Origin of the sequence: Algibacter lectus (assembly GCF_004368925.1) — a bacterium.
GTDB lineage: Bacteria > Bacteroidota > Bacteroidia > Flavobacteriales > Flavobacteriaceae > Algibacter > Algibacter lectus.
Genome location: NZ_SORL01000010.1, coordinates 13,988 through 35,650, shown reverse-complemented (window position 1 = coordinate 35,650; position 21,663 = coordinate 13,988). Strand labels below are relative to the sequence as shown.

Genomic DNA, 21,663 nt, shown 5'->3' with positions numbered 1-21,663 from the left:
TTACGTTGAACAAAATTAATAATTTCAATCCTTTTTCTGGGCCAGAACTAGAAAAGGTGATTGCTATAACGCAGTCTCAAGCTGAAATCTGGATTAGTTGTAATTTAGGAGGAATTGATGCAAATAGAGCCTATAATGAATCAATATCTCTTGTTTTAGAAGGGGAATTGAATCATTCTGCTTTAGAACTGGCTTTGCAAACATTAGTGCAAAGGCATGAGGCATTGCGTTCTGTTTTTAGTCGGGACGGACGCTTTATGAGCGTTATGAAATTTATTTCGTTTGAAATTGAAGAACACGATTTATCACAATTTACTTCAGAAGAAAAAAAACAGGCTATAGCAAATTATGTATTGGAAGATGCTAATTTTATTTTTGATTTAACAAAAGGACCATTAATTAAGTTTGCTTTAATAAGAAAAAATGAGCAGGAACATGAGTTGTTAATTACGGCTCACCATATTATTTGCGATGGTTGGTCTTTCGGAATTATGCTAGAAGAGTTAGGAGAGCTTTATTCTTCTTATACTGCAAATAAAACTTATAACCTTCCTAATGTAGACGATTATAGTGCATACGTAGATGAGTTAATTCAGTTTACAGGAAGCGAAGAAAATATTAAAACAGAAAATTACTGGTTAGAGCAATACCAATCATCAATACCAGAACTCACATTACCTACAGATTTTGCAAGACCAAAACTTAGAACTTTTAAGAGTAATCGTTTAGATTTCTCAATAGAGAAAGATTTGCTATCCAAATTAAAGAAAATAGGAATACAATCTGGTTGTAGTTTTGTAACCACTTTAATGGCTGCTTTTGAGGTTTTTCTTTGTAAAGAAACAGGTCAAGATGATATTGTGCTTGGTTTACCTGCAGCTGGACAATCGGTAACAGGCAAAACGCAGTTAATTGGGCATTGTGTAAATTTATTACCACTTCGGAGTAAGCTTAATACGTCTTTTTCATTTGGGGAATATTTAAAATATAGAAAAAATTCTGTTTTCGATGCTTACGATCATCAACAGTTAAGTTTTGGGGAGTTACTACAAAAACTTCCATTACAGAGAGATCCTTCGCGAGTACCATTAGTTCCTGTTGTTTTTAATATTGATATGGGCATGACGTCTCAGGTTAATTTTGAAGGATTAGAATATAAAGTAATTAGTAATCCGAGAACGTCGGAAACCTTTGAAATATTTTTAAATGCTACGGGTACAGAGGAAAATTTTACTCTAGAGTGGTCTTACAATTCAGCGCTTTTTAAACCATCTACTATAGAACGTATGATGGCTTCTTTTAAGTCTATATTAGAATCGATTGTAGCGCAACCAAATATTACCATCGGAGAAATTGTAAAGGTTGATGCTTCTCAATATGAAGAATTGAATAGAACACAAGCTGTTTATCCACAGATGCCTTTACATGATCTTATTAAAGAGGTGTCCAAAACTTTTACTAAAAAGCAAGCCTTAAAGTTTGAGGAAACAGAAATTTCATATCAAGAATTAGAAGTTCAAGTTAATCAGCTTTCTCATTACTTTGTAGAGCAGGGAGTAAAACCTGGAGATATTGTTGGGGTTGCTTTACCGCGTTCAATAGAGCTTGTTGTTTCATTAATTGCCTTAATGCAATGCGGAGCAACGTATTTACCATTAGATCCAAATTATCCAATAAATAGATTGGAATTTATGTTAGATGATTCGGGAGCAAATTTTCTTATTTCATCTAAAGCATTTTCATTAAGTTTAAAAACAAATGCATCGGTGTTATTGTATGAAGATGTATTTTCAAACTTATCAAAATACGCTTCAATACCACTTTCTTTAAATGTGAGTAACAATGAGGTTGCTTACATACTTTATACTTCAGGTTCTACAGGTAAGCCCAAAGGCGTATCGGTAACTCATAAGAATTTAGTCAATTTTTTATTTAGCATGATGCTTAAGCCTGGTATTAAAAACCATGATAAGCTGTTATCGATTACAACAATTTCATTTGATATTGCTGGTCTTGAGCTTTTTCTCCCATTATTAGTAGGTGCTACATTGGTAATTGCAAACGATGATACGGCTAGAGATAGTCGTTTAATGTTGAGGTTATTAAAGCAAGAACGCATCACGATGCTTCAAGCAACGCCAACTACTTGGCAAATGCTATTAGATGCAGGATGGGAAAACCCGTTGGCGATTAAAGCGCTTTGCGGTGGTGAAATGTTACCGTTGCCTCTAGCAAAAAAAATATTAAGTAGGGTAGATGAGCTATGGAATGTTTATGGACCTACTGAAACTACAATTTGGTCTACCGTAAAGCAAATTAATAAGGATGATGAGCAAATAACAATAGGAGCTCCAATAGCAAATACTCATATTTATTTATTGAACTCACAAGGATTATTGGTGGAAGCAGGGAAAACTGGCGAAATTTGTATTGCTGGAGACGGTGTAGCTAAAGGGTATTGGAGGCGACCTGAGCTTACGGCAGAAAAATTTACAAGCAACGATTTTGATACAGAACAACAAACCAAACTTTACAGAACAGGAGATTTAGGTAAATTACTACCATCTGGAGATATTTTGTGTTTAGGACGAATAGACCATCAAGTTAAAATTCGTGGACACCGTATTGAGTTAGGTGAAATAGAAGAAGCTTTAGAAGATGAATCTGAAATACTGTCGTCTGTTGTGGTTGTTAATTCAAGTCGTTTAATGGCTTTTATTATTACTAATGAGGCTCGTGATTTTTCCGAAGATAACATGGCGAAATGGAAAAAGAATCTTTCTACAAAGCTTCCTGATTACATGGTGCCTCAGGACTTTAACTTAGTAACCGAATTTCCAAAAACATTAAATGGTAAAATAGACAGAAAGTCTTTATTAAAAAATGCTTCGGAAAAAAGAGAAACAACGCATTTTACAGCACCTAGAAATAAAACAGAACAAATAGTAGCCGAAATATGGCAAGAGTCTCTAGGGGTTAATAGTATTGATATATTTGCTAATTTCTTCGAACTTGGTGGCCATTCTTTAATCGCTGTAAAAGTTATGGTGCGTATAGAAAAGGAAACGGGGGAAAACTATCCGCTTTCTTCTTTATTAGAACATCCAACCATTGCGAAGTTGGCTAAATTTATAGATTCGGATAAAGATATTTCTAGTTGGAGTTCCCTTACACCAATAAAAACTTCTGGAAATAAAACGCCACTTTACGTGATACATGGTGCCGATCACAATGTTTTAATATTCGAAACCTTATCGAGAACGCTAGATAAAGAGCAACCCGTTTATGGATTGCAAGCAAAAGGCCTTAACGGCATTGATGCACCACATGATTCTATTAAAAAAATGGCGGCACATTATGTTGCGGAAATTGTTGAATCTAACCCAACCGGACCTTATGCTATTGCTGGGTATTCGCTAGGAGGGATTATTGCTTTTGAAATGGTTAAGATTTTAAAAGTTCAAAACCGAAAAGTGTCGTCACTCATTATGTTAGATAGTTATGTGTATCCAACTTATAATTATGAAGTTTCTTTTAAGAAAACTAGAGTGCATTTATCTTATAGTTTAGGGCAAGTTGTTTTTGTGGCTAAAATGATGCTTTTAGATAAGGAGAATTTTAGTCGATGGCTAGGTATTATAAAATCAAAAATTAAATCGTCTTACTTAAGAATTAAACTTGGCCGCGAAGCACAGCATAAATTAGAGTATCCTTGGCCTTTGGAGTTGGATGATATGCATAGATTAGCTGTTAATAATTACCAAATTATACCTGAAGATTTGGAAATAGATTTACTTAAAGTTGAAGATAATAATATCTTTTATGCTCATGACACCAATTATTTAGGTTGGAGAGAAGTCGCAAAAGGAGGAGTAATTAGGCATGTTATTCCTGGAAATCATAAAAACATGTTTCAAAGTCCAAATGATAAGGCGTTAGGGCAAATTTTACAAGCTATTTTAGATAGAGATCATGATTGATTCCCGTATTAAAATATGTTGTGAATTTGTAAAGTTGAATTCTAGTCAGATTTACGATTCTAAGTTAGATGAGAAAGGTGTGAAGCTTTTCAAGTTTAAAATATCCGATTATGTAGATGTGCTCTCGGAATTAAAAATGCTTTTAAATACTTCGGAAATAGAACGTGCTCAAAGATATTATCATCAAAAGGATTCTAATAGGTTTATAGTGTGCAGAGGTTTGCTAAAACTAATTTTAGCAAAAGAAATAGGCGTAGATGTTTCGAGAATAGAATTAAGTAAAGATGCTAATAAAAAGCCATTCTTAGCTTTTTGCCCCGAATTACACTTCAACGTGTCTCATGCAGAAAACTATGCGTTAATAGCTTTAGGTTTGCAGGAATTGGGTGTGGATGTTGAGTATCTTTCTAAAGATTTTAATTTTACTGAAATATTGCCAACAGTTTTTAGTGTACCTGAAATTAATGCGGTTTTAACTGCTGAAAATAAAAATAAAACGTTTTATAAATTTTGGACTAGAAAGGAGGCTATTGTAAAAGCTACCGGAAAGGGAATTGATGATAATTTGTTAAAAATAAACGTTTTAGATGGAGATAATTTTATTGATAGCACTTTTCAATTAAAACAAAATACACAAGTGGTAAGTTTTACTGTAGATCACGATTATATAGGGGCTTTAGCATTTAAAAAGGGTAAAATACATGTTGAGAACATAATACTTTACCCTTTAGATAGTTTGTTAAAAGAATTTATTCGCTAAAGATAACATCTTTTAGTTTTTCTAATGTTATTGGTTTAACAATATAATTGCTGTCGATATTATAGTTTTTAGCACGTTCTATATCGGCTTCGTTGTTAGAGCTCGTTAGTATGTAGATATCAATTTTATCTTCTACAGGAATCTCTTTAAAAGCATCTAGAAATTGCCAACCATCCCAAACTGGCATGTTTAAATCTAATAATATTAGTTCTGGTAGCTTTTCTCCGCTAGAGATTATGGCTTTTAGCTTGGTGAAAGCATCCTTTCCGTTGGAGCATATTAGAATCGATTCCACAAGTCCGGTTAAGTTTAAAAACCGTTTGGTAATATAAACGTGGGTTGGGTCGTCTTCAATAATACAGGCTAAATTAATTTTTTTCATGTTTAAAAAATACTTTAAAAGTGGTTCCTTTATTTAGTTCGCTAGTTACTTCTATTTTTCCTCCCAAAGTTTCTATTTGGTTTTTTGTAATAAATAAACCAATACCTCGGGCATCTTCATTGTCATGGAATGTTTTGTACATTCCAAACAATTTGTTTTTGTTTAAATCAAGATCGATTCCAATACCATTATCAGTAAAAGATATAATGATGTATGGACCTTTTTTCTCCGAATTTATATTTAAAAAGCTGTCTCGCTCACTAGAACTATATTTTATAGCATTCGTTATGAAGTTTAAAATTATGCTTTCAACATAAGCAGAAATACCGAGTACTTTAATATTTTCTTCGGTATTGTTTGTAATTTTTATGTTGTTTTTTTCAGCAATAGGTGTGAGAGATGCAATTTGCTTGTTAATAATATTACTTAAAGGTATTAATGTTAAATTATCGTTTGATGATAAATTAATTTTAACAACTTCTGATAAGTGGTTAATGGTTTCTTGTAAATTAAAAGATGAGGTTTCTAATAATTGAATCATTTCATTTTCGAAAAGTTCGGGTTCATCATCTCTTAAAAGTTGTAATAGAGCAGAAATTCCTCCGGAATGAGATCTTAAGTTATGAGATACAATATGGGCGAAATTTTTAAGACGATCATTTTGATCTTGTGTAATAGAAATAATGCGTTTTAAGGCCTTTTCTTGCTCCTTTAAAAGGGTTATGTCTATAATTTGAGAAATAAAATAAAGCACTTCGTTATCTGTGTCTCTTACAACAGAGACGGCAAAGTGAATATTAACAAGGTGTCCGTTTTTATGAAAATAGCGCTTATCTACTTTGTAATGATCTCTAGCGCCATCAATAATTTCTTCTATTTCAGCAGCATCTGTATGTAAGTCTTCAGGGTGTGTTATATCTTCAAAGCTTAATAAAGAAAGCTCATCGTGTGTGTAACCCAATATATCGCAAAACGTTTGGTTTATTTTGATCCATTTTTTATCGTTGTCAAATAAAGCCATTCCAATAGCCGCATTTTCAAAGTTACCTCTAAAGGCTTGTTCGCTCTGTTTTAATTTTATTTGAGATTTTTTAAGATCGTTTATGTCTTGTATCGTTCCATAAACTCTATTGTAATTGTCTTTTATTTTTTCAGGAAAACCAATAACCTTAACCCATTTGTATTCGCCTTGTATGGTAACAATTTGTAGTTCATCGTTAAAAGGTTCTCCAAAATTTAGAGCTCTAAATACAAGTTCTGTAATTTTTGTTCTGCTAGAGCCTTCTTTGTAAAAATTGATACTAGTTTCAAGACAAGGTTTGAAATCTAAGTCTACACCATGTATGGCTTTGGTTGTATTACTCCATTTTATAGTTTTGTTTTCTACAGACATATCCCAAAAACCAATATTGGCTTCTTGGTTGCAGCGGTGCAGAAATTCTTCATTTTCTTTAAGTTCGGTGATTTCAAGATGAGAACCCACCATTCTAATGGCTTTATTTTCTTCATTCCTAATAGCCATGCCTTTAGATCTAATCCATACTGTTCTACCTTTTTTATGGGTAAACCTAAGGACTTGGTCGTACGGAATATTAGGGTCTTCAATATGCTGGTTAAAGTTTGTAAGGGCTGCTTTTAGATCGTCTTGGTTTATAATATCTCGCCAAGTAGAAGATTTGGAAGGCATTTTTTGAGGGTCGTAGCCTAGAATTTCCCAGAAACGATCGTCCATCCATTCATTTTCAGGATTTTCAAGATCTGAGTACCAAATACCGTCTAATGAGTTTTTTTCAATAAACTCAAAAATTTTAGGGTTTGTTTTTAAAGAACTGTAGAGTTCTTCTTGTAAATAGTTCATTTTTTGTAGGGAAAAATTTTTTACTTAAAAACATAAAATTTAATCAAAAAAAGAGTGAGCTTTAGTTGATGTTTAACAACAAATGTAGCTAATTAACTAGAATAAACAGTTTATATGTATAAATAAAACGTTTTAGTAAGATAAATACTATTATTAGTTTCTTTGCGTTTATTTAGGGAATAAGATTTTAATGAGGGCTCATTTTTTAGATGAATTAGGTCAGTTATTTTAAGTTTAATCCTTTTATTTGAGGCTTTAAAAAGCTATGTAAGTTAATTTTTTTTATTGTTAAGTATTTTAAATGAAAGAATTGTACTAATTTAGTAGAAAGAAAACATTGTGTGGTTTTTCTATTAAATAGTTAGAAAACAAGGGTGTTATGATTTGTTAAGTGTTCTAATTGTTATAAAAATGAACATATAATCGATAAAACGCTTGTTTTTTACGTTTAATAGCTTAAATTTGCAATGTTGATCCCCAAAAAATTCAATATGAAATTTAAAGTTGTATTATTTTGTTTTAGCCTTTTTATGGTAACTAGTATTGGTTTCGCTCAAAAGAATAAACCAGCTAGAAGTATTATTAGTGAAAAGGTAGCTATTAAAAAATACCATAACAAGGCAGAGTTAGATCGTATGCAAAAAGGTCAATTATTAACTTTGTATGTAGAACGTATTGAAAGCTTAGTAAAGCTTTTGCCTTATATAGCTTTTGCTACTAAGCCAGGTATTACCATGACGAGTTTAGGTATTCCAAATGATAGTGATAATAGTGGTGCTCTAGATGATCAATTTGAAGCTACCGATGAATACTTGGACCAAATGAGGCGATTTCAAGGTCGTATTTTACCATACTCTGATACCGATAATTTAATTTCGGCCATATTGTTTTACGAAGAAACTTTTAAATCGTTACACGAGTATAGTGAGTTTCATTAATCCAGAAATTACATTATAAAATATAACAAGAAACCATATACTTAACCGTGTATGGTTTCTTGTTTTCCATAGTTTTGAATCACTTCAGCTTCAAAATCTATTAATTCTTGCCAACGTTTATCTACATCGATTGATTTTCCGTATTTTCTCGCGAAACCAATAAATAAGGTGTAATGTCCAGCTTCACTAACCATTAGGTCGTGATAGAATTTAGATAATTCTGGATCTTTAATTTTTTCTGAAAGTAATTTAAACCGCTCGCAACTTCTTGCTTCTATCATGGCAGAGAATAATAAGCGGTCTACCATCGCTTGCAGACGATTTCCGCCCTTATTCATAAATTTATATAGTTCGTTAACGTAACTGTCTTTTCGTTCACGTCCGAGCTTAAAACCGCGTTTTTTTATAATTTCATGCACCATTTGGAAATGTTCTATTTCTTCTTTAGCTAATTCTAGCAAATCGGTAACTAAATCGTCATATTCAGGATTTAGAGTAATTATAGTAATAGCATTGGTTGCGGCTTTTTGTTCGCACCAAGCATGGTCGGTTAATATTTCTTCAATATTAGATTCTACAATGTTTACCCATCGCGGGTCTGTTGCTAATTTTAAACCAAGCATGATATTTAATTTTTTTTGTAAAAGTAACTGTTTTGTGTAGTTTTAATAAAACCTAACTAATATAATTCCAGATATTTTTATACTTACTCAACGATTTATAAGTATTTAAAATAGGCAGGTTTTCTGGTGTCGATAAGCTTTTATCTTTGTTGAGTATATTTTTAGCATGGTATCTAGCGTGCTGTAAAATATCATTATCCTTAATGATATCGGCAATTTTAAGGTTTAAAACACCACTTTGTTGTGTGCCCATGATGTCTCCAGGGCCGCGTAGTCGCAAATCTACCTCTGCAATTTCAAAGCCATCATTGGTTTTAACCATGGTTTCTAAGCGCTTTTTGCTGTCTTGACTTAGTTTATACCCCGTCATTAGAATACAATAACTTTGTTCTGCTCCACGACCAACGCGTCCGCGCAATTGGTGCAGTTGCGATAAGCCAAAACGCTCAGCGCTTTCAATAATCATTACCGAAGCGTTGGGTACGTTTACTCCAACTTCAATTACGGTAGTTGCAACCATAATTTGAGTTTCGCCTTTTATAAAACGTTGCATTTCGTATTCTTTATCGGCGGGCTTCATTTTTCCGTGAACAATGGAGATTTGATATTCTGGCATTGGGAAATCTCTAGAGAGACTTTCGTGGCCGTCCATTAAATCTTTATAATCCATTTTTTCGTTTTCTTTTATCAAAGGGTAGACCACGTAGACTTGCCTACCTAATTTAATTTCATCACGAATAAAACGGAAAACATTTAGCCTGTTTTTATCATAGCGATGTACTGTTTTTATCGACTTTCTTCCGGGTGGTAATTCGTCGATTATTGAGATGTCTAAATCACCATAAACAGACATGGCTAAGGTTCGCGGAATAGGTGTAGCCGTCATGACTAAAACATGTGGTGGTGATGTGTTTTTGTGCCATAATTTACTTCGTTGAGCAACACCAAATCTATGTTGTTCGTCTATAATAGCGAGGCCTAAATTTTTAAATTTTACTTTATCCTCCAGTAAGGCATGCGTGCCAATTAAAAGCTGTAATTCGCCACTTTCTAACTTTTCATGAATAATTTTTCGTTTTGAAGTTTTTGTTGAGCCTGTGAGTATTTCTATGCTGATATTTAAATCTTTAGATAGTTCTAGTAATCCGTTATAGTGCTGGACTGACAAAATTTCAGTCGGAGCCATTAAGCAAGCTTGGAAACCGTTGTCAAGCGCCATTAATGTTGACATGAAGGCTACTATGGTCTTGCCAGAGCCTACATCGCCCTGTAAAAGACGATTCATTTGAGCATTACTGCCTAAATCTGCTCTAATTTCTTTTAAAACGCGTTTTTGTGCACCTGTTAAATCGAAGGGTAAATGCTCTTTAAAAAAGGTGTTGAAATATGTGCCGACTTTATCAAACGGAAAGCCTTTTATTTTAGATTTATGAATTAAATTTTTAATAATTAATTGCAATTGAATATAAAATAATTCTTCGAATTTTAATCGAAATTGAGCCTTAGAAAGTAGCTCTTGACTCTTCGGGAAATGGATATTAAAAAGCGCTTCACTTTTGCTTATTAATTTTAATTCTGAAAGTATATTTTGAGATAAAGTTTCAACAAATCTTCCGTTTGTATCAATGAAAATTTGCTGCATTATTTTACTAATCATTCGGTTTGAAACTCCTTTATTCGAAAGTTTTTCCGTGGAAGGATAAACGGGTTGCATGGCCGAACGCATGTTTTTTTCGTGTTCTTCCAGTGGCTCTAAATCCGGATGCGGCATGCTATATTTCCCTCCAAAGGCATTGGTTTTTCCAAAAGCAACGTATTTTGTATTTAATTTTAGGTTTTCACGAATCCATTTTTGACCACGAAACCAAACTAACTCCATCGCGCCTGTGTCGTCAACAAAAGTAGCTACTAGGCGTTTGCCTCGTTTTTGCGCCACTTCGGTAAATTTGGTTATTTTTCCAATGACTTGGATTTCGGCTGTATTGGGTTGTAAACCCTTTATTTTATAGTATTGCGTGCGATCTATGTAGCGATTTGGAAACAGGTTTATTAAATCTTGATAGGTGTGAATACCGAGTTCTTTCCGCAGTAAATCTGCGCGATTTGGGCCTACGCCTTTTAAATAATCTATGGGTGTTTGCAGGTAATTACTTTTCACATAACTAAACTAGAAATAATAATTAAACTACAATAATTTTGGTGCTAGTTTTTAACTTTTAAACATCAAAACAACTATATTGGTGCTGTTTTTGAAGGGTTTTATTTATGAGATTGTATTTTATTTTAATTTTTATGGTTTTCAATTGTGCGTTTGGACAACAAACCGAATATGTTAACTTTACTACGGCTCAAGCTCATATCGCTTTTGGCGATTTAATAGAGAAAGAAGTTGAAGGCGAGATTACCTATCAATTTGAAATCTTAAAAAACACCGATTCGGTGTATATTGATGCTAAAAACTTCAAGACTATATCTTATGTTTTGGATAATCGGTTTTCGGGAAGTGATTACGATGGTAATCATTTGATTTTGAGGCGTGATTTTAAAGCAGGTTCACATCATAGCGTTGTTATTTCTTTTAAAGTACAGCCTAAAAAAGCCATGTATTTTATAGATTGGGAGTATCTAGAAGGTAATAAGCAGGTTTGGACACAGGGTCAGGGGAAATATACAAGCAATTGGCTGCCTAGTTTTGATGATATGAACGAGAAGGTGGTGTTCGATTTAAGCATTTCGTTTCGTAAAGATTATCAGGTTATAGCAAATGGAAACCTTATAAATAAAGAGATTTCGGACGGTTTTGCTACTTGGTATTATGATATGCAGAAACCAATGTCGAGTTATTTATTAGCCATTGCAATAGGTAAATACAGTAAAAATCAAGAAGTTTCTAAAAGTAATAAGCCGTTAGAAATGTATTATTATCCGGAAGATTCCTTGAGATTTGAGCCTACATACCGCTATACCAAACAAATGTTCGATTTTTTAGAAGATGAAATTGGAGTTGCGTATCCTTGGCAGAATTACAAGCAAATTCCTGTAAAAGATTTTCTTTATGCTGGCATGGAAAACACGAGTACAACCTTGTTTTCAGATGCTTTTGTGGTAGACTCTATTGGTTTTGTAGATAAAAACTATGTAAACGTTAATGCGCATGAGTTAGCGCACCAATGGTTTGGCGATTTGGTAACAGAAACTTCTGGTACGCATCACTGGTTACAAGAAGGTTTTGCAACGTATTATGCGCTTTTAGCGGAACGTAATGTGTTTGGAGACGACTATTATTTTGGGCGTTTATACGAGTATGCACAGGAATTGCTAGCTCAAGATCAAGCGGGTGAAAGCACCTCGCTTTTAAATCCAAAATCGAGCAGTGTTACGTTTTATAAAAAAGGCGCTTGGGTATTGTATATGCTCAGGGAACAAGTTGGTGATGATGCTTTTAAGGTTGCTGTAAAAAACTATTTACTGAAATATCAATTTAAAAATGTAGAAACTAAAAATTTTATAGATGAAGTAGAACTTGCTAGTGGTAAAGATTTAAGTCTGTTTGTTGAAAATTATTTAATTAATACAGAGTTTTTTAAGGATGAATTAATAAAGCAGTCTGAAACTATATTGAATAATTTGAGAAATAAAAATGACATTTTTTCTTGTAAATCTGCATCTATTAATCAAATAAGTTTTGCTAAATGGGATTTGCTTTATGGAAGCATGAGTGATTTTGTACGTATTGATTATTTTAAAAGACTTATGAAAGATTCGTTGATTGATAAAACTAATTTGTTTCGAGGAATTTTGAATTCTAAAGACTTTAAAATACGTCAGTTAGTAGCTCAGACTTTAACTAAAATTCCAATAACATTACAAGCCGAATATGAAGCACTTTTGGCAGATGATTCTTATTCAACCATAGAAATGGCTTTATTTAATTTATGGGTTAATTTTCCGCGTAAGCGAAACTTTTATTTGAATAAAACAAAAGATGTTCAAGGGTTTAATGATAAAAATATAAGACAGCTTTGGTTAACGTTAGCTTTGGTGACTGAGGATTATGAGACTGAAAATAAATCGAAATATTTTGATGAATTAACTAGCTACACAGGTTCTAATTATGGTTTTGAAACGCGGCAAAACGCCTTTCAATATTTACGTCAAATGCAAGCTTGTAATGCGCTTTGTCATAAAAACTTAGAGCAGGCGACTAAGCATCATAATTGGAGGTTTTCTAAGTTTGCTAAAACGTTGCTTAAAGCAGAGTAGTTTTCTTTGGGGTTTCTGCTTGCGTTGTATTTCTACAGCTTAAATAATCGATAAAATAGGTGAGTGAAAGTTTGAAAGAGTAAATACTTATTAAAGAGATATGTACTTTTTGTAAGATTTCTTTTAACAAGCTTTTATGTTTCTGCACTGGTCGTGAAATAAGTTTTAAACGAATAATAAGCTATCTGTAAATTCTTGTTTATATTTACCCTTTAAATATTTTAAATGAAAGCATTAGTAATATCGGGAGGAGGAAGTAAAGGTGCTTATGCAGGTGGCGTAGCTCAATATTTAATGCAGGAGGAAGGTCGTGAATACGATTTGTTTTTAGGAACATCTACCGGAAGTTTGCTTGTGCCTCATTTAGCTGCAGGTAAAATTGATAAAATTTATGATGTTTTTACTAATGTGAAACAGAGTAATATTTTTAGTATTAATCCTTTTGTAATGCGCAAAAAGGAAGGGCGAGATTATGTTACTATTAACTACTTTAATACGTTACTACAGTTTATAAAGAGTAAGAGGACTTTTGGTGAGAGTAAAGCGCTTAAACGCTATTTAAAAAGGCATTTTACCAAGGAGGAATTCGACTTAATTAGAGCAACTAAAGAAGATGTTGTGGTTACGGTTTCGAATTTATCAAAAAATAGAGTAGAGTATAAGTCTATAAAAGATTTTAGTTACGACGAGTTTTGCGAATGGATATGGATTTCCTGTAATTATATTCCGTTTATGTCTTTGGCTAAAGTTGATGGTTTTGAGTATGCCGATGGTGCTTTTGGCTGTGTTGTGCCAATAAGAGAAGCTATTTTACGTGGTGCTACCGAAATTGATGCAGTAATTTTAGAATCGGAAAATATGGAGTACAACAAAGTACTTGGTAAAAATCCATTTTCGTTAATGCTTAATTTATTTGGGCATTTATTAGATCAGGTAGAACGTAGTGATATTACTATTGGTAAGCTGGCTGCAAAATATAGAAATGTGCAACTTAATTTATATTATACGCCATCTAAACTTACCGAGAATTCTTTAATTTTCAATAAAAAACACATGACGGTTTGGTGGAAACAAGGTTTCGATTATGCTAAGAGTAAAAGCTTGGAGGCACGCTCTAATGAGTTGCGCCAAGATATTTTACCATAAATCGGAAACTTCTTCTTTAATATAAGATAAGGCCGCATCGGTTGGTGCTAAACGGTCCATCATTTCGGTTAAAACAACTTCTCGTAATTTATTTGCTGTGTCGGTTTTTTCCAATAAACTCGCTTTTCTAATAAGTTGAATAGTTGCATTTTTAGATGCTGTAATAATGTTCCAACATTTATCGGTTATATAAATTTGTTGCGATAAGTTATGCTCAAATTCTTGCTCTATACTTTGTATTAACAAAGATTCGTAGTTTTCTTTATTAGAAGATGTTGGCGCTATACGTATTAGTAGTTTTGATGGTGTAATGCGCTCTAAAAAAATAGCCATACGTTCGTAAGCTTGTAAGCGAAGTGGTAAGGCGTGTACTTGCATGTCTTTTTTTAGTAAAAAACGTCTACGACCATCTTCATTTTTGGTATGTTCTTTAAAAAAATAAAAAGCTATTAGTCCCGTAATTATAGATGGGACTGTATACATAATTAGGTTTAAAACTTGTTCTTCCATAGGTTTAATAATACTCTTACAAACATAAGGTGTTTTTTTATAAAAACATAAATTTTCTAATGGTTGAATGAAATAGCTCTTTCATCGAATCAAAACTTCATCTCCGTAAATGCGTCTGTAAAACTCTGCATATAGATGTTATTTTGCAATAGCTATTAGTTATTTCAACCTAAAACTCTTTAAACATATTTTTCTGAAATAAGGATGACATTTTAAATATGTTATCTATATAAGAGAGAAGTATAACGAGTTAGCATATAATTTTTAAGAAAAAAATAACGAGATGTATCCAGAACTATTCACTTTTGATTTACCAGTGTTTTTATCAAATCTATTGGGTGTAAAACATGTTACCGTCTACTCTTATGCTTTTTTAATAGCATTAGGAACTTTAGCCGCAGCTATTTATACCAGATGGAGCGCTAAAAGAGAACTAGGTATCACTAATATTTCTAATACATTTTTTTATCTCATTTTTATAGCGGGGTTTGTTGGCGGAAAGTTGTTTTTCTATTTGCAAGATCCGTTGCTTTACATACAAAATCCTGGTTTAATGTCTGATAATTTTTCGGGAGGTTTTGTATTCTATGGTTCATTTGTAGTCATTATTCCATATATCATTTGGTATTTAAAAAAGCATAAGATACCGGTTTTACCAATGCTAGATATTTTTGCAATTACAACAACCATTGTACATTCTATAGGCCGATTAGGCTGTTTTAGTGCAGGATGTTGTTATGGAGCTCCAACAACTGGTAGCTCTGGTTTAATATTCCCAACAACACATGGTGCGTCTGTACATCCAACACAATTGTACGAAGTATTATTATTGGTCTGCATTATGCTAACATTATTAATGGTTAAAAAACACAAACAATTTAATGGGCAAGTTTTCTTAATCTATTTAATGCTTTATGCTTTAGGTCGTGGTATTCTAGAGTTTTTTAGAGGAGATGATAGAGGGTTTATTATAGAAAATGTGCTTTCGCATTCGCAATTTATCGGCTTATGCCTTATTTCAATTTCAGCTTATTTCTACTATAAATATTATAAACAAACAGATTTAAAAACAATTAATATATAACATTATGAAAAATCGATTTTTAAAAATAATATTACCAATTATGTTATTAGTAACCGCTGTATTTATTATAGGTTCCGGCTGTAGTATGGGTGGTACTACCGAATATAATTATTGGCCAGATTTAGATCAAGATGGATTTGGTGACTCATCAGTAAATGGAGTTTCATATACATCTGGTGATGAACCTGCAGATTATGTATTAGACAATACAGATTGCGATGATACTAACGCCGATATTAATCCTGGAGCTACAGAGGTTCCAGATAATCTTATAGACGAAGATTGTAATGATTTACATGCCATTACTTTTTATTATGATAATGATGGTGATGGTTTTGGAAACCCAGATGTTTCCGAAGTTATTGAAGTTGTTTTATGGGAAGATACTCCAGAAAATTTTGTTACAAATAATGCAGATTGTAATGATAAAGATCCAAACGTAAATCCAATTGCAGACGAAATTGCTAGTAATGATATAGATGATAACTGTAATGGAATAACAGATAAAGATGATATACTTTATGTAGATGCAGACGGCGATGGTTACGGTTCTCAAGTACAAGCAGAAAAAGATGGTGTTTATAATGCTTTAGATTGTGATGATACTAATAGTAAAATACATCCGTATGCTTTAGAAATTAAGGATGGTATTGATAATGATTGTGATGGAATAGTAGATGAAGTTTCTTAAATAATTAAAAAAAAATCAATTAGAGGGGTAACAATTTCTTAGTTGCTTTGATATAAGGGAAATGTATAATAAATATAAAAACAAATTAACAATTATGAAAACAACTATCAAAACGCTTTGTCTACTGGTTTTAACACTAGTTTTATTTAACTGTGATAATGATGATGGCAATGCAGACAATCAAGATGAATGTAATTTTGCTGGGTTTACTTTTTTAGACACTTCAGATAATACACAAACATTAATTAACGAGGCAGATTTAACTACAGATTTTTTTTACACATCATCAAATGGGCCAGAAGTAGAAATATATAAATCTAGCGACCCAGGGAATTTTTGGTTTGTAACATTAGTGGTAACAGACGGAGCAACTGGAGTAGGACAATTAAGTGTTAATGGTACAATCTATAATGTAAATGTTGCTTGCCAGAGAGCGGGTAATGCTATTGGTGAAGAATTTAGATATGATATTACAGCAAGCGGATTAGAAGCCGAATACTGCGTAATTATCGATTTATATCATTAATAAGATTCAATAAGAAATAAAGATGAAAACAATAAAAGCACTTTTAGTACTTCTTACTATTTCAATGTATAGTTGTGATAATAATGATGATGCTCAAACAGATCCAGTAAACCCAACAGATGGTTTTACACATAATGGCACATTTTACGAAACGGCCAATGCTTATTTTGAAGTAGATGAAGATAATAACCCTCCAGATCAATACAACTTTTTCTTTATTGATGGGCGTATGGCAGATGGCGATTCTAGCACGGGAGCGCCAGCAGATGCGAACGAGTATATATTTACATTAAACACGTCTAACTTTGTGTTCTTTAATTTAACAGTTGAAGATAATCCAAGCTTAGCAAATTCCGCACCTACTGCAGGAAATACGTATGTCGGTGATCTTTATCATGCAACAATTAATTCAACTCCAGATACTGTGATAGTAGAAAATTATATAGGTGCTTTTGAGTCTTTAAGTACGCCTTATTTTATTGATGGAGTTGAGTATGGAAATCCATCTTCAGATGATTATACTAATGCTCAAGGTCCAGGAAATGCTACACCTACATTAACGGTAAATGCCATTAATATTGATACCATCAACCCTGAAGAAAGTACAATTAATGTAGATTATGTTTATGTAAATTATCTTGGAGAAACATTTACAGGACATTATGAAGGCACATTAGGTGTTTTTCAAGATTAATAATAAATAAGAATGAATTCAATTTTAAAATCAATAAGCCTAGCTGTTATATTGTTATTAATATACAATTGTAGTAATGATGATGCATTAACGTCTACAGGTAATACCGATGAGTATTTTAAATATACCGTTAATAACGGAGTAGAAAGAGTTTTCGATTCGCAAGCTAAAGGTTGGTTTACTTCAAATACTAATTCCGTATACCAAAAGTTCTTTTTTAGAGCAGGTGCTGAAACAGCGTCAGGATCAAGCCCGATTATAGATGGAAGTTTTACTTTTCAAGATTTCAGCACGTTTACATCTACTACTAATTTTGGTTGGGGAGTTTCAGATGGTGTTACTAGTAATTTTTATTTTACAGATATTTTTGCAGGAAATATGTTTATTTCTAGTACAACAAATTTGCCAAGCACACCTATTATGTGCACAGTTACAGCACATCCGGTAATTGTTGGTGATTATATAGAATTCACCTTTTCTGGAGATTATATTGATGCATTAGATCCTACAATTCAAGGTTATGTAGAAGGTGAAGGTAGAGTATTACGAGAAATGGATCAATAAATACTTAAAACCCTTACTTTTGTTTTAATCACTTAAATGAAATACTATTGAAATATAAAAAACTCTATATCGCTTTATTACTTATTTCGATATGGAGTTTTTCCTTTTCACAACAATTTACAAATTACACTACCGATGATGGTTTGCCAAGTAACCATATTTATAAAATAGCCCAAGATCAAAAAGGTTTTTTATGGTTTGCTACGGCTAAAGGTTTAGTTAAATACAATGGCAATACTTTTAAAGTGTTTACTACTAAAGATGGTTTGGCAAATAATGATGTTTGGGGAATTTTCCCAACACCAGACAATAAACTGTGGTATTTATCTAAATCATCAAAATTAGGTTACATAGAAAATGATAGTGTATACGGTTTTGAGAGTGAACAAAAAGGAGAAATTTTTAGTCCAATATTTTCAAGTCAAGTTGATAACTCTATTATTTTAACTGGATCTAATAAGTTCCATATTTTAAAAGATGAAAAATGGCATAACCCAACAGATTCTAAAACAGAAGATTTAATAAGAGTGGCTTATGTTAAGCATGCTAAGGTTTCCAGTTTTACAACAAATACAGCTAAAGACTCTATTTTTATTAGAGATAAAAATAAGACTGTTATAGAGGGGTTTGAGTTTAAAGATGTACTTGAAAACAAGAATGTAAGAGGTCAAATTACTGATAGTTTATTTTATTGGGTGAATAATAAAGAATATGCTTTTCTCAATTTAAATACTTTAAAGTTATACAGAAGAAATTTTAAAAATGAGATTAATATTGAAACCTCTAAATACGTAAGGATTAATCTTATTAATAATCGTTTACAAATTTCGGGTTCGGGCTTTGTAGGTATGCTAGACACCGATTTTCATATCACTAATACCTATTATATTCCGAAGGAATTAAAAGCTCATTTTGGCTTTATTGATAAAGTGGGCTCTATATGGTTAAGCACATTTACAAATGGTATTTACCACTTACCTAAAGAAAAACAACAAGTTAAATATTGCTTATCTACAGAAACCGTAAGTAATATTAGTTATGTAAATGATAAAATAATTGCTAATGTTTTTGATAAAGGATTTTATAAATATGATGATACTAAAAAAGAGTTTGTTCAATTTATAGCAGAGGACGATTATATTTTTGATGCGTCTTATATTAAAGCTTTAGACGCAGAATATTATCTATCTAAATCAAGTGTAATAATCGCGAAAAACAATAAAATTGAGAAGCTCGATTTTTTAAACAATGTCAACGATATTAATGATAAAATTAGGCAATTAGTTTATCATGACGATTATTTTTATACAAGGTTTGCATTTGGAATGAATAAAATAAACCCAAATAATTACAGTATTGAAACACAGTATAACCAACAAGGGATTAATCAAATATTTCTGTTCAATCAAAAGCTTTTAGTTGCTACATCTAGTGGTTTAAAAGAGTTTATAGATGAAGAATTTCAATCTATACCATTTACCAATCAAGATTTAAATAGGTCTATTTTAAACCTGAAAGCAGTTTCAGAAGACGACATTTTAATAAACACAGATGGTTTTGGCGCTTACATTTCAGATTTAAAAACCATAAAGCAGCTTCCTGGTTCCGAATTTCAAATTGTAAATAATGCCTTTATTGAAGATAATATTATTTGGTTGGCAACAGAGTCTGGTATATTAAAATACACAAAAAGTAATGGAGGTTTTAGTCTGCAATTGGTCATAGATAAAAACAACGGATTATCCTCTAACAGTGTGAGTAATGTTATTGTTTACAAAAATCAATTAATGGCGAGTACAGACAAAGGAATTGTAATTTTACCTAAAGATGTAAAAAACGAAACCCATTTGTTAGATGTTTATATAGATAAGGCTACATATAATAAAAGAGATATTTTAGCAGATTATTCTGTTTTTAAATATCAAAAAAATAATAATTTAAATTTCAATATATCGCATATTGATTTTTCGTCGGGATACGATGTTTTTTCATATAAATACAAATTAAAACCTATTCAAAAAGATTGGGTAACAACAACTACTAATAATTTTAGTTTTAATAATCTTCAACCCGGAAAGTATACGCTGCATATCGATGCCGGTAGTGCGAAAAAACAATTGAGCTTCACTATTAAGCCTTTGTGGTGGCAAGCCATTTGGGTAAAAGGGTTCATGGTGTTGTTAAGTATATTTCTTATTGTATTAATTTCTAGATTTTTTGTAAAACGTTCACAATTCAAAAGAAATCAACAAATATATCAAGACAAGCGTTTGTCAGAATTACAGTTAAAAGCACTAAGGTTTCAAATGAATCCTCATTTTGTTTTTAATTCGTTATCGGCAATACAGTACTATATAGGTGAAAATAATTTTGAAGCTTCGGAAACATATTTGGTGAAATTCTCAAAACTTATTCGTCAATTTTTCGAGTTATCTAAAGAAAACGAAATTTCTTTAGCAACCGAAATTAGCGTGCTTAATAACTATTTGGAGATTGAGAAGCTTCGGTTTAAAGAAAAGCTAAATTTTACTATCAATATTGATGAAAAATTAGATAAGGAAAGTATTACCATACCAACTATGTTATTGCAGCCTATTGTAGAAAACGCAGTGAATCATGGGGTTTTTAATAAAATGGATAACGGATTAATTACGCTCAATTTTGTTAATATCAGTCCGCTCGCTTTTAAGGTTGAAATTATTGATGATGGAGTTGGGTTTGTTAACACCAAAAAAAGGACACACAAGGAAGTTAAATCTTCAAATGTTTTAAAAGATAGATTACACTTTTTAAATTCTTCGGAAAAATGGAACATAAGTTATAGCAAAGAAGAAATGTATCCAGATCGAGAAGATAAAGGGAATAAGTCGATATTTATAATTGAAAAAAATAAATAATGGATAGTATAACGGCCATTTTGGTAGACGATGAAATTTCAAACTTAAAAGGTTTACAACGCAAGATTGAAAAACTATTTCCTGTTATTAAAATTTCGGGTGCTTTTCAAAAACCAGAAGAAGCCATAGTCGCAATCAATAAAGAAGAACCGCAAATTTTGTTTCTAGATATAGAAATGCCTAGAATGAATGGTTTCGAACTGCTGGCTCAATTAAAAAACGTCAATTTCCAGGTCATTTTTGTAACAGCGTATAGTGAATATGCTATTGAAGCTTTTAAAAAATCGGCCATAGATTATGTTTTAAAGCCGGTGGATAATGAAGATTTGGTTAACGCTGTAAATAAGGCTTTAAACTTAATTAAGTTAAAGAATGAAAGTGATAACAACTCTAAGCTGGTTAGTTTATTAGAAGAAAACATAGCGAACAATAACAAAATTGTGGTGCCTACTAAAAAAGGCGTTTCATTTATTCCTCAAGATGAGGTTTTACATTTAGAAGGTTATGATGGGTATACTAAAATTCATTTAATAGATAAAACAACCATAATGAGTTCGTATAATTTAGGGAAATTTGAAAAGCTATTAAATTCAAAATTTTTCAAATGCCACAAATCTCATATTATAAATTTAGAAAAAGTACGACATTTTGAAAATGAGGGTTATGTGGTTTTAGATAATACCTACCGTGTGCCTATTTCAAAAGCAAATAGAAAGGCATTTTTAAGTTTATTTAAATAAATTCAAA

At 32.0% G+C, this 21,663-nt stretch carries 17 protein-coding genes; 12 read left to right on the top strand and 5 right to left on the bottom strand.

What is annotated here, in order from left to right; translation table 11 throughout:
* Positions 1-5: 5 nt before the first annotated feature.
* Both DFQ06_RS14185 and DFQ06_RS14180 read left to right on the top strand, forming a co-directional pair.
* Entirely contained in the window at positions 6-3,980 is a 3,975-nt protein-coding gene (locus DFQ06_RS14185) for a non-ribosomal peptide synthetase (RefSeq protein ID WP_133968368.1), read from the top strand.
* On the top strand, positions 3,973-4,740 hold the full coding sequence (locus DFQ06_RS14180) for a 4'-phosphopantetheinyl transferase family protein (RefSeq protein WP_133968366.1): 768 nt from the start codon (positions 3,973-3,975) through the stop codon (positions 4,738-4,740). Before DFQ06_RS14185 ends, DFQ06_RS14180 begins: the two co-directional genes overlap by 8 nt.
* Here the strand turns inward: DFQ06_RS14180 and DFQ06_RS14175 are convergent.
* Together DFQ06_RS14175 and DFQ06_RS14170 are read right to left on the bottom strand one after the other, a co-directional pair.
* Positions 4,730-5,122 carry a response regulator gene (locus DFQ06_RS14175; RefSeq protein ID WP_042500966.1) on the bottom strand — a complete coding sequence of 131 codons (393 nt, stop codon included), beginning with the start codon at positions 5,120-5,122 and terminating at the stop codon, positions 4,730-4,732. The genes DFQ06_RS14180 and DFQ06_RS14175 overlap by 11 nt on opposite strands.
* Positions 5,109-6,980 (bottom strand): PAS domain-containing sensor histidine kinase, encoded by a 1,872-nt coding sequence (locus DFQ06_RS14170; protein ID WP_083415835.1) that lies wholly within the window; start codon positions 6,978-6,980, stop codon positions 5,109-5,111. Before DFQ06_RS14170 ends, DFQ06_RS14175 begins: the two co-directional genes overlap by 14 nt.
* A gap of 491 nt (positions 6,981-7,471) precedes the next feature.
* On the opposite strand from DFQ06_RS14170, the gene DFQ06_RS14165 reads away from it, so the two are divergent.
* Positions 7,472-7,918 carry a hypothetical protein gene (locus DFQ06_RS14165; RefSeq protein ID WP_042500975.1) on the top strand — a complete coding sequence of 149 codons (447 nt, stop codon included), beginning with the start codon at positions 7,472-7,474 and terminating at the stop codon, positions 7,916-7,918.
* Positions 7,919-7,959: 41 nt separating this feature from the next.
* Here DFQ06_RS14165 and miaE read toward each other — a convergent pair whose 3' ends face one another.
* Together miaE and recG are read right to left on the bottom strand one after the other, a co-directional pair.
* A complete protein-coding gene (miaE, locus tag DFQ06_RS14160) occupies positions 7,960-8,541 on the bottom strand; it encodes a MiaE family protein (RefSeq protein WP_042500978.1) in 582 nt (193 codons plus the stop codon).
* 52 nt (positions 8,542-8,593) lie between these two features.
* Positions 8,594-10,699 (bottom strand): ATP-dependent DNA helicase RecG, encoded by a 2,106-nt coding sequence (gene recG / locus DFQ06_RS14155; protein ID WP_133968364.1) that lies wholly within the window; start codon positions 10,697-10,699, stop codon positions 8,594-8,596.
* 107 nt (positions 10,700-10,806) lie between these two features.
* On the opposite strand from recG, the gene DFQ06_RS14150 reads away from it, so the two are divergent.
* Both DFQ06_RS14150 and DFQ06_RS14145 read left to right on the top strand, forming a co-directional pair.
* The gene (locus DFQ06_RS14150; protein ID WP_133968362.1) at positions 10,807-12,804 is read left to right on the top strand and encodes a M1 family metallopeptidase; all 1,998 of its coding nucleotides are present in this window, start codon (positions 10,807-10,809) and stop codon (positions 12,802-12,804) included.
* A 225-nt stretch (positions 12,805-13,029) separates the two neighbouring features.
* A complete protein-coding gene (locus DFQ06_RS14145; RefSeq protein WP_074939406.1) occupies positions 13,030-13,950 on the top strand; it encodes a patatin-like phospholipase family protein in 921 nt (306 codons plus the stop codon).
* On the opposite strand, the gene DFQ06_RS14140 is transcribed toward DFQ06_RS14145, so the two are convergent.
* On the bottom strand, positions 13,942-14,460 hold the full coding sequence (locus DFQ06_RS14140; protein WP_074939404.1) for a DUF7935 family protein: 519 nt from the start codon (positions 14,458-14,460) through the stop codon (positions 13,942-13,944). The genes DFQ06_RS14145 and DFQ06_RS14140 overlap by 9 nt on opposite strands.
* Positions 14,461-14,743: 283 nt before the next feature.
* Here DFQ06_RS14140 and DFQ06_RS14135 point away from each other — a divergent pair, with 283 nt between their 5' ends.
* The 7 genes from DFQ06_RS14135 to DFQ06_RS14105 all read left to right on the top strand — a co-directional run bounded on the left by DFQ06_RS14135 (position 14,744) and on the right by DFQ06_RS14105 (position 21,656).
* Entirely contained in the window at positions 14,744-15,544 is an 801-nt protein-coding gene (locus DFQ06_RS14135) for a prolipoprotein diacylglyceryl transferase (protein WP_133968360.1), read from the top strand.
* Positions 15,545-15,584: 40 nt separating this feature from the next.
* The gene (locus DFQ06_RS14130; protein WP_159140082.1) at positions 15,585-16,235 is read left to right on the top strand and encodes a putative metal-binding motif-containing protein; all 651 of its coding nucleotides are present in this window, start codon (positions 15,585-15,587) and stop codon (positions 16,233-16,235) included.
* 94 nt (positions 16,236-16,329) lie between these two features.
* On the top strand, positions 16,330-16,761 hold the full coding sequence (locus DFQ06_RS14125) for a hypothetical protein (protein WP_042501023.1): 432 nt from the start codon (positions 16,330-16,332) through the stop codon (positions 16,759-16,761).
* A gap of 22 nt (positions 16,762-16,783) precedes the next feature.
* Entirely contained in the window at positions 16,784-17,455 is a 672-nt protein-coding gene (locus DFQ06_RS14120; protein WP_042500992.1) for a hypothetical protein, read from the top strand.
* A gap of 12 nt (positions 17,456-17,467) precedes the next feature.
* A complete protein-coding gene (locus tag DFQ06_RS14115) occupies positions 17,468-18,019 on the top strand; it encodes a hypothetical protein (RefSeq protein ID WP_133968356.1) in 552 nt (183 codons plus the stop codon).
* Between the two features lie 47 nt (positions 18,020-18,066).
* A complete protein-coding gene (locus DFQ06_RS14110) occupies positions 18,067-20,916 on the top strand; it encodes a sensor histidine kinase (RefSeq protein ID WP_133968354.1) in 2,850 nt (949 codons plus the stop codon).
* Positions 20,916-21,656 (top strand): LytR/AlgR family response regulator transcription factor, encoded by a 741-nt coding sequence (locus tag DFQ06_RS14105; RefSeq protein WP_042501011.1) that lies wholly within the window; start codon positions 20,916-20,918, stop codon positions 21,654-21,656. Before DFQ06_RS14110 ends, DFQ06_RS14105 begins: the two co-directional genes overlap by 1 nt.
* The last annotated feature ends 7 nt before the right edge of the window (positions 21,657-21,663 follow it).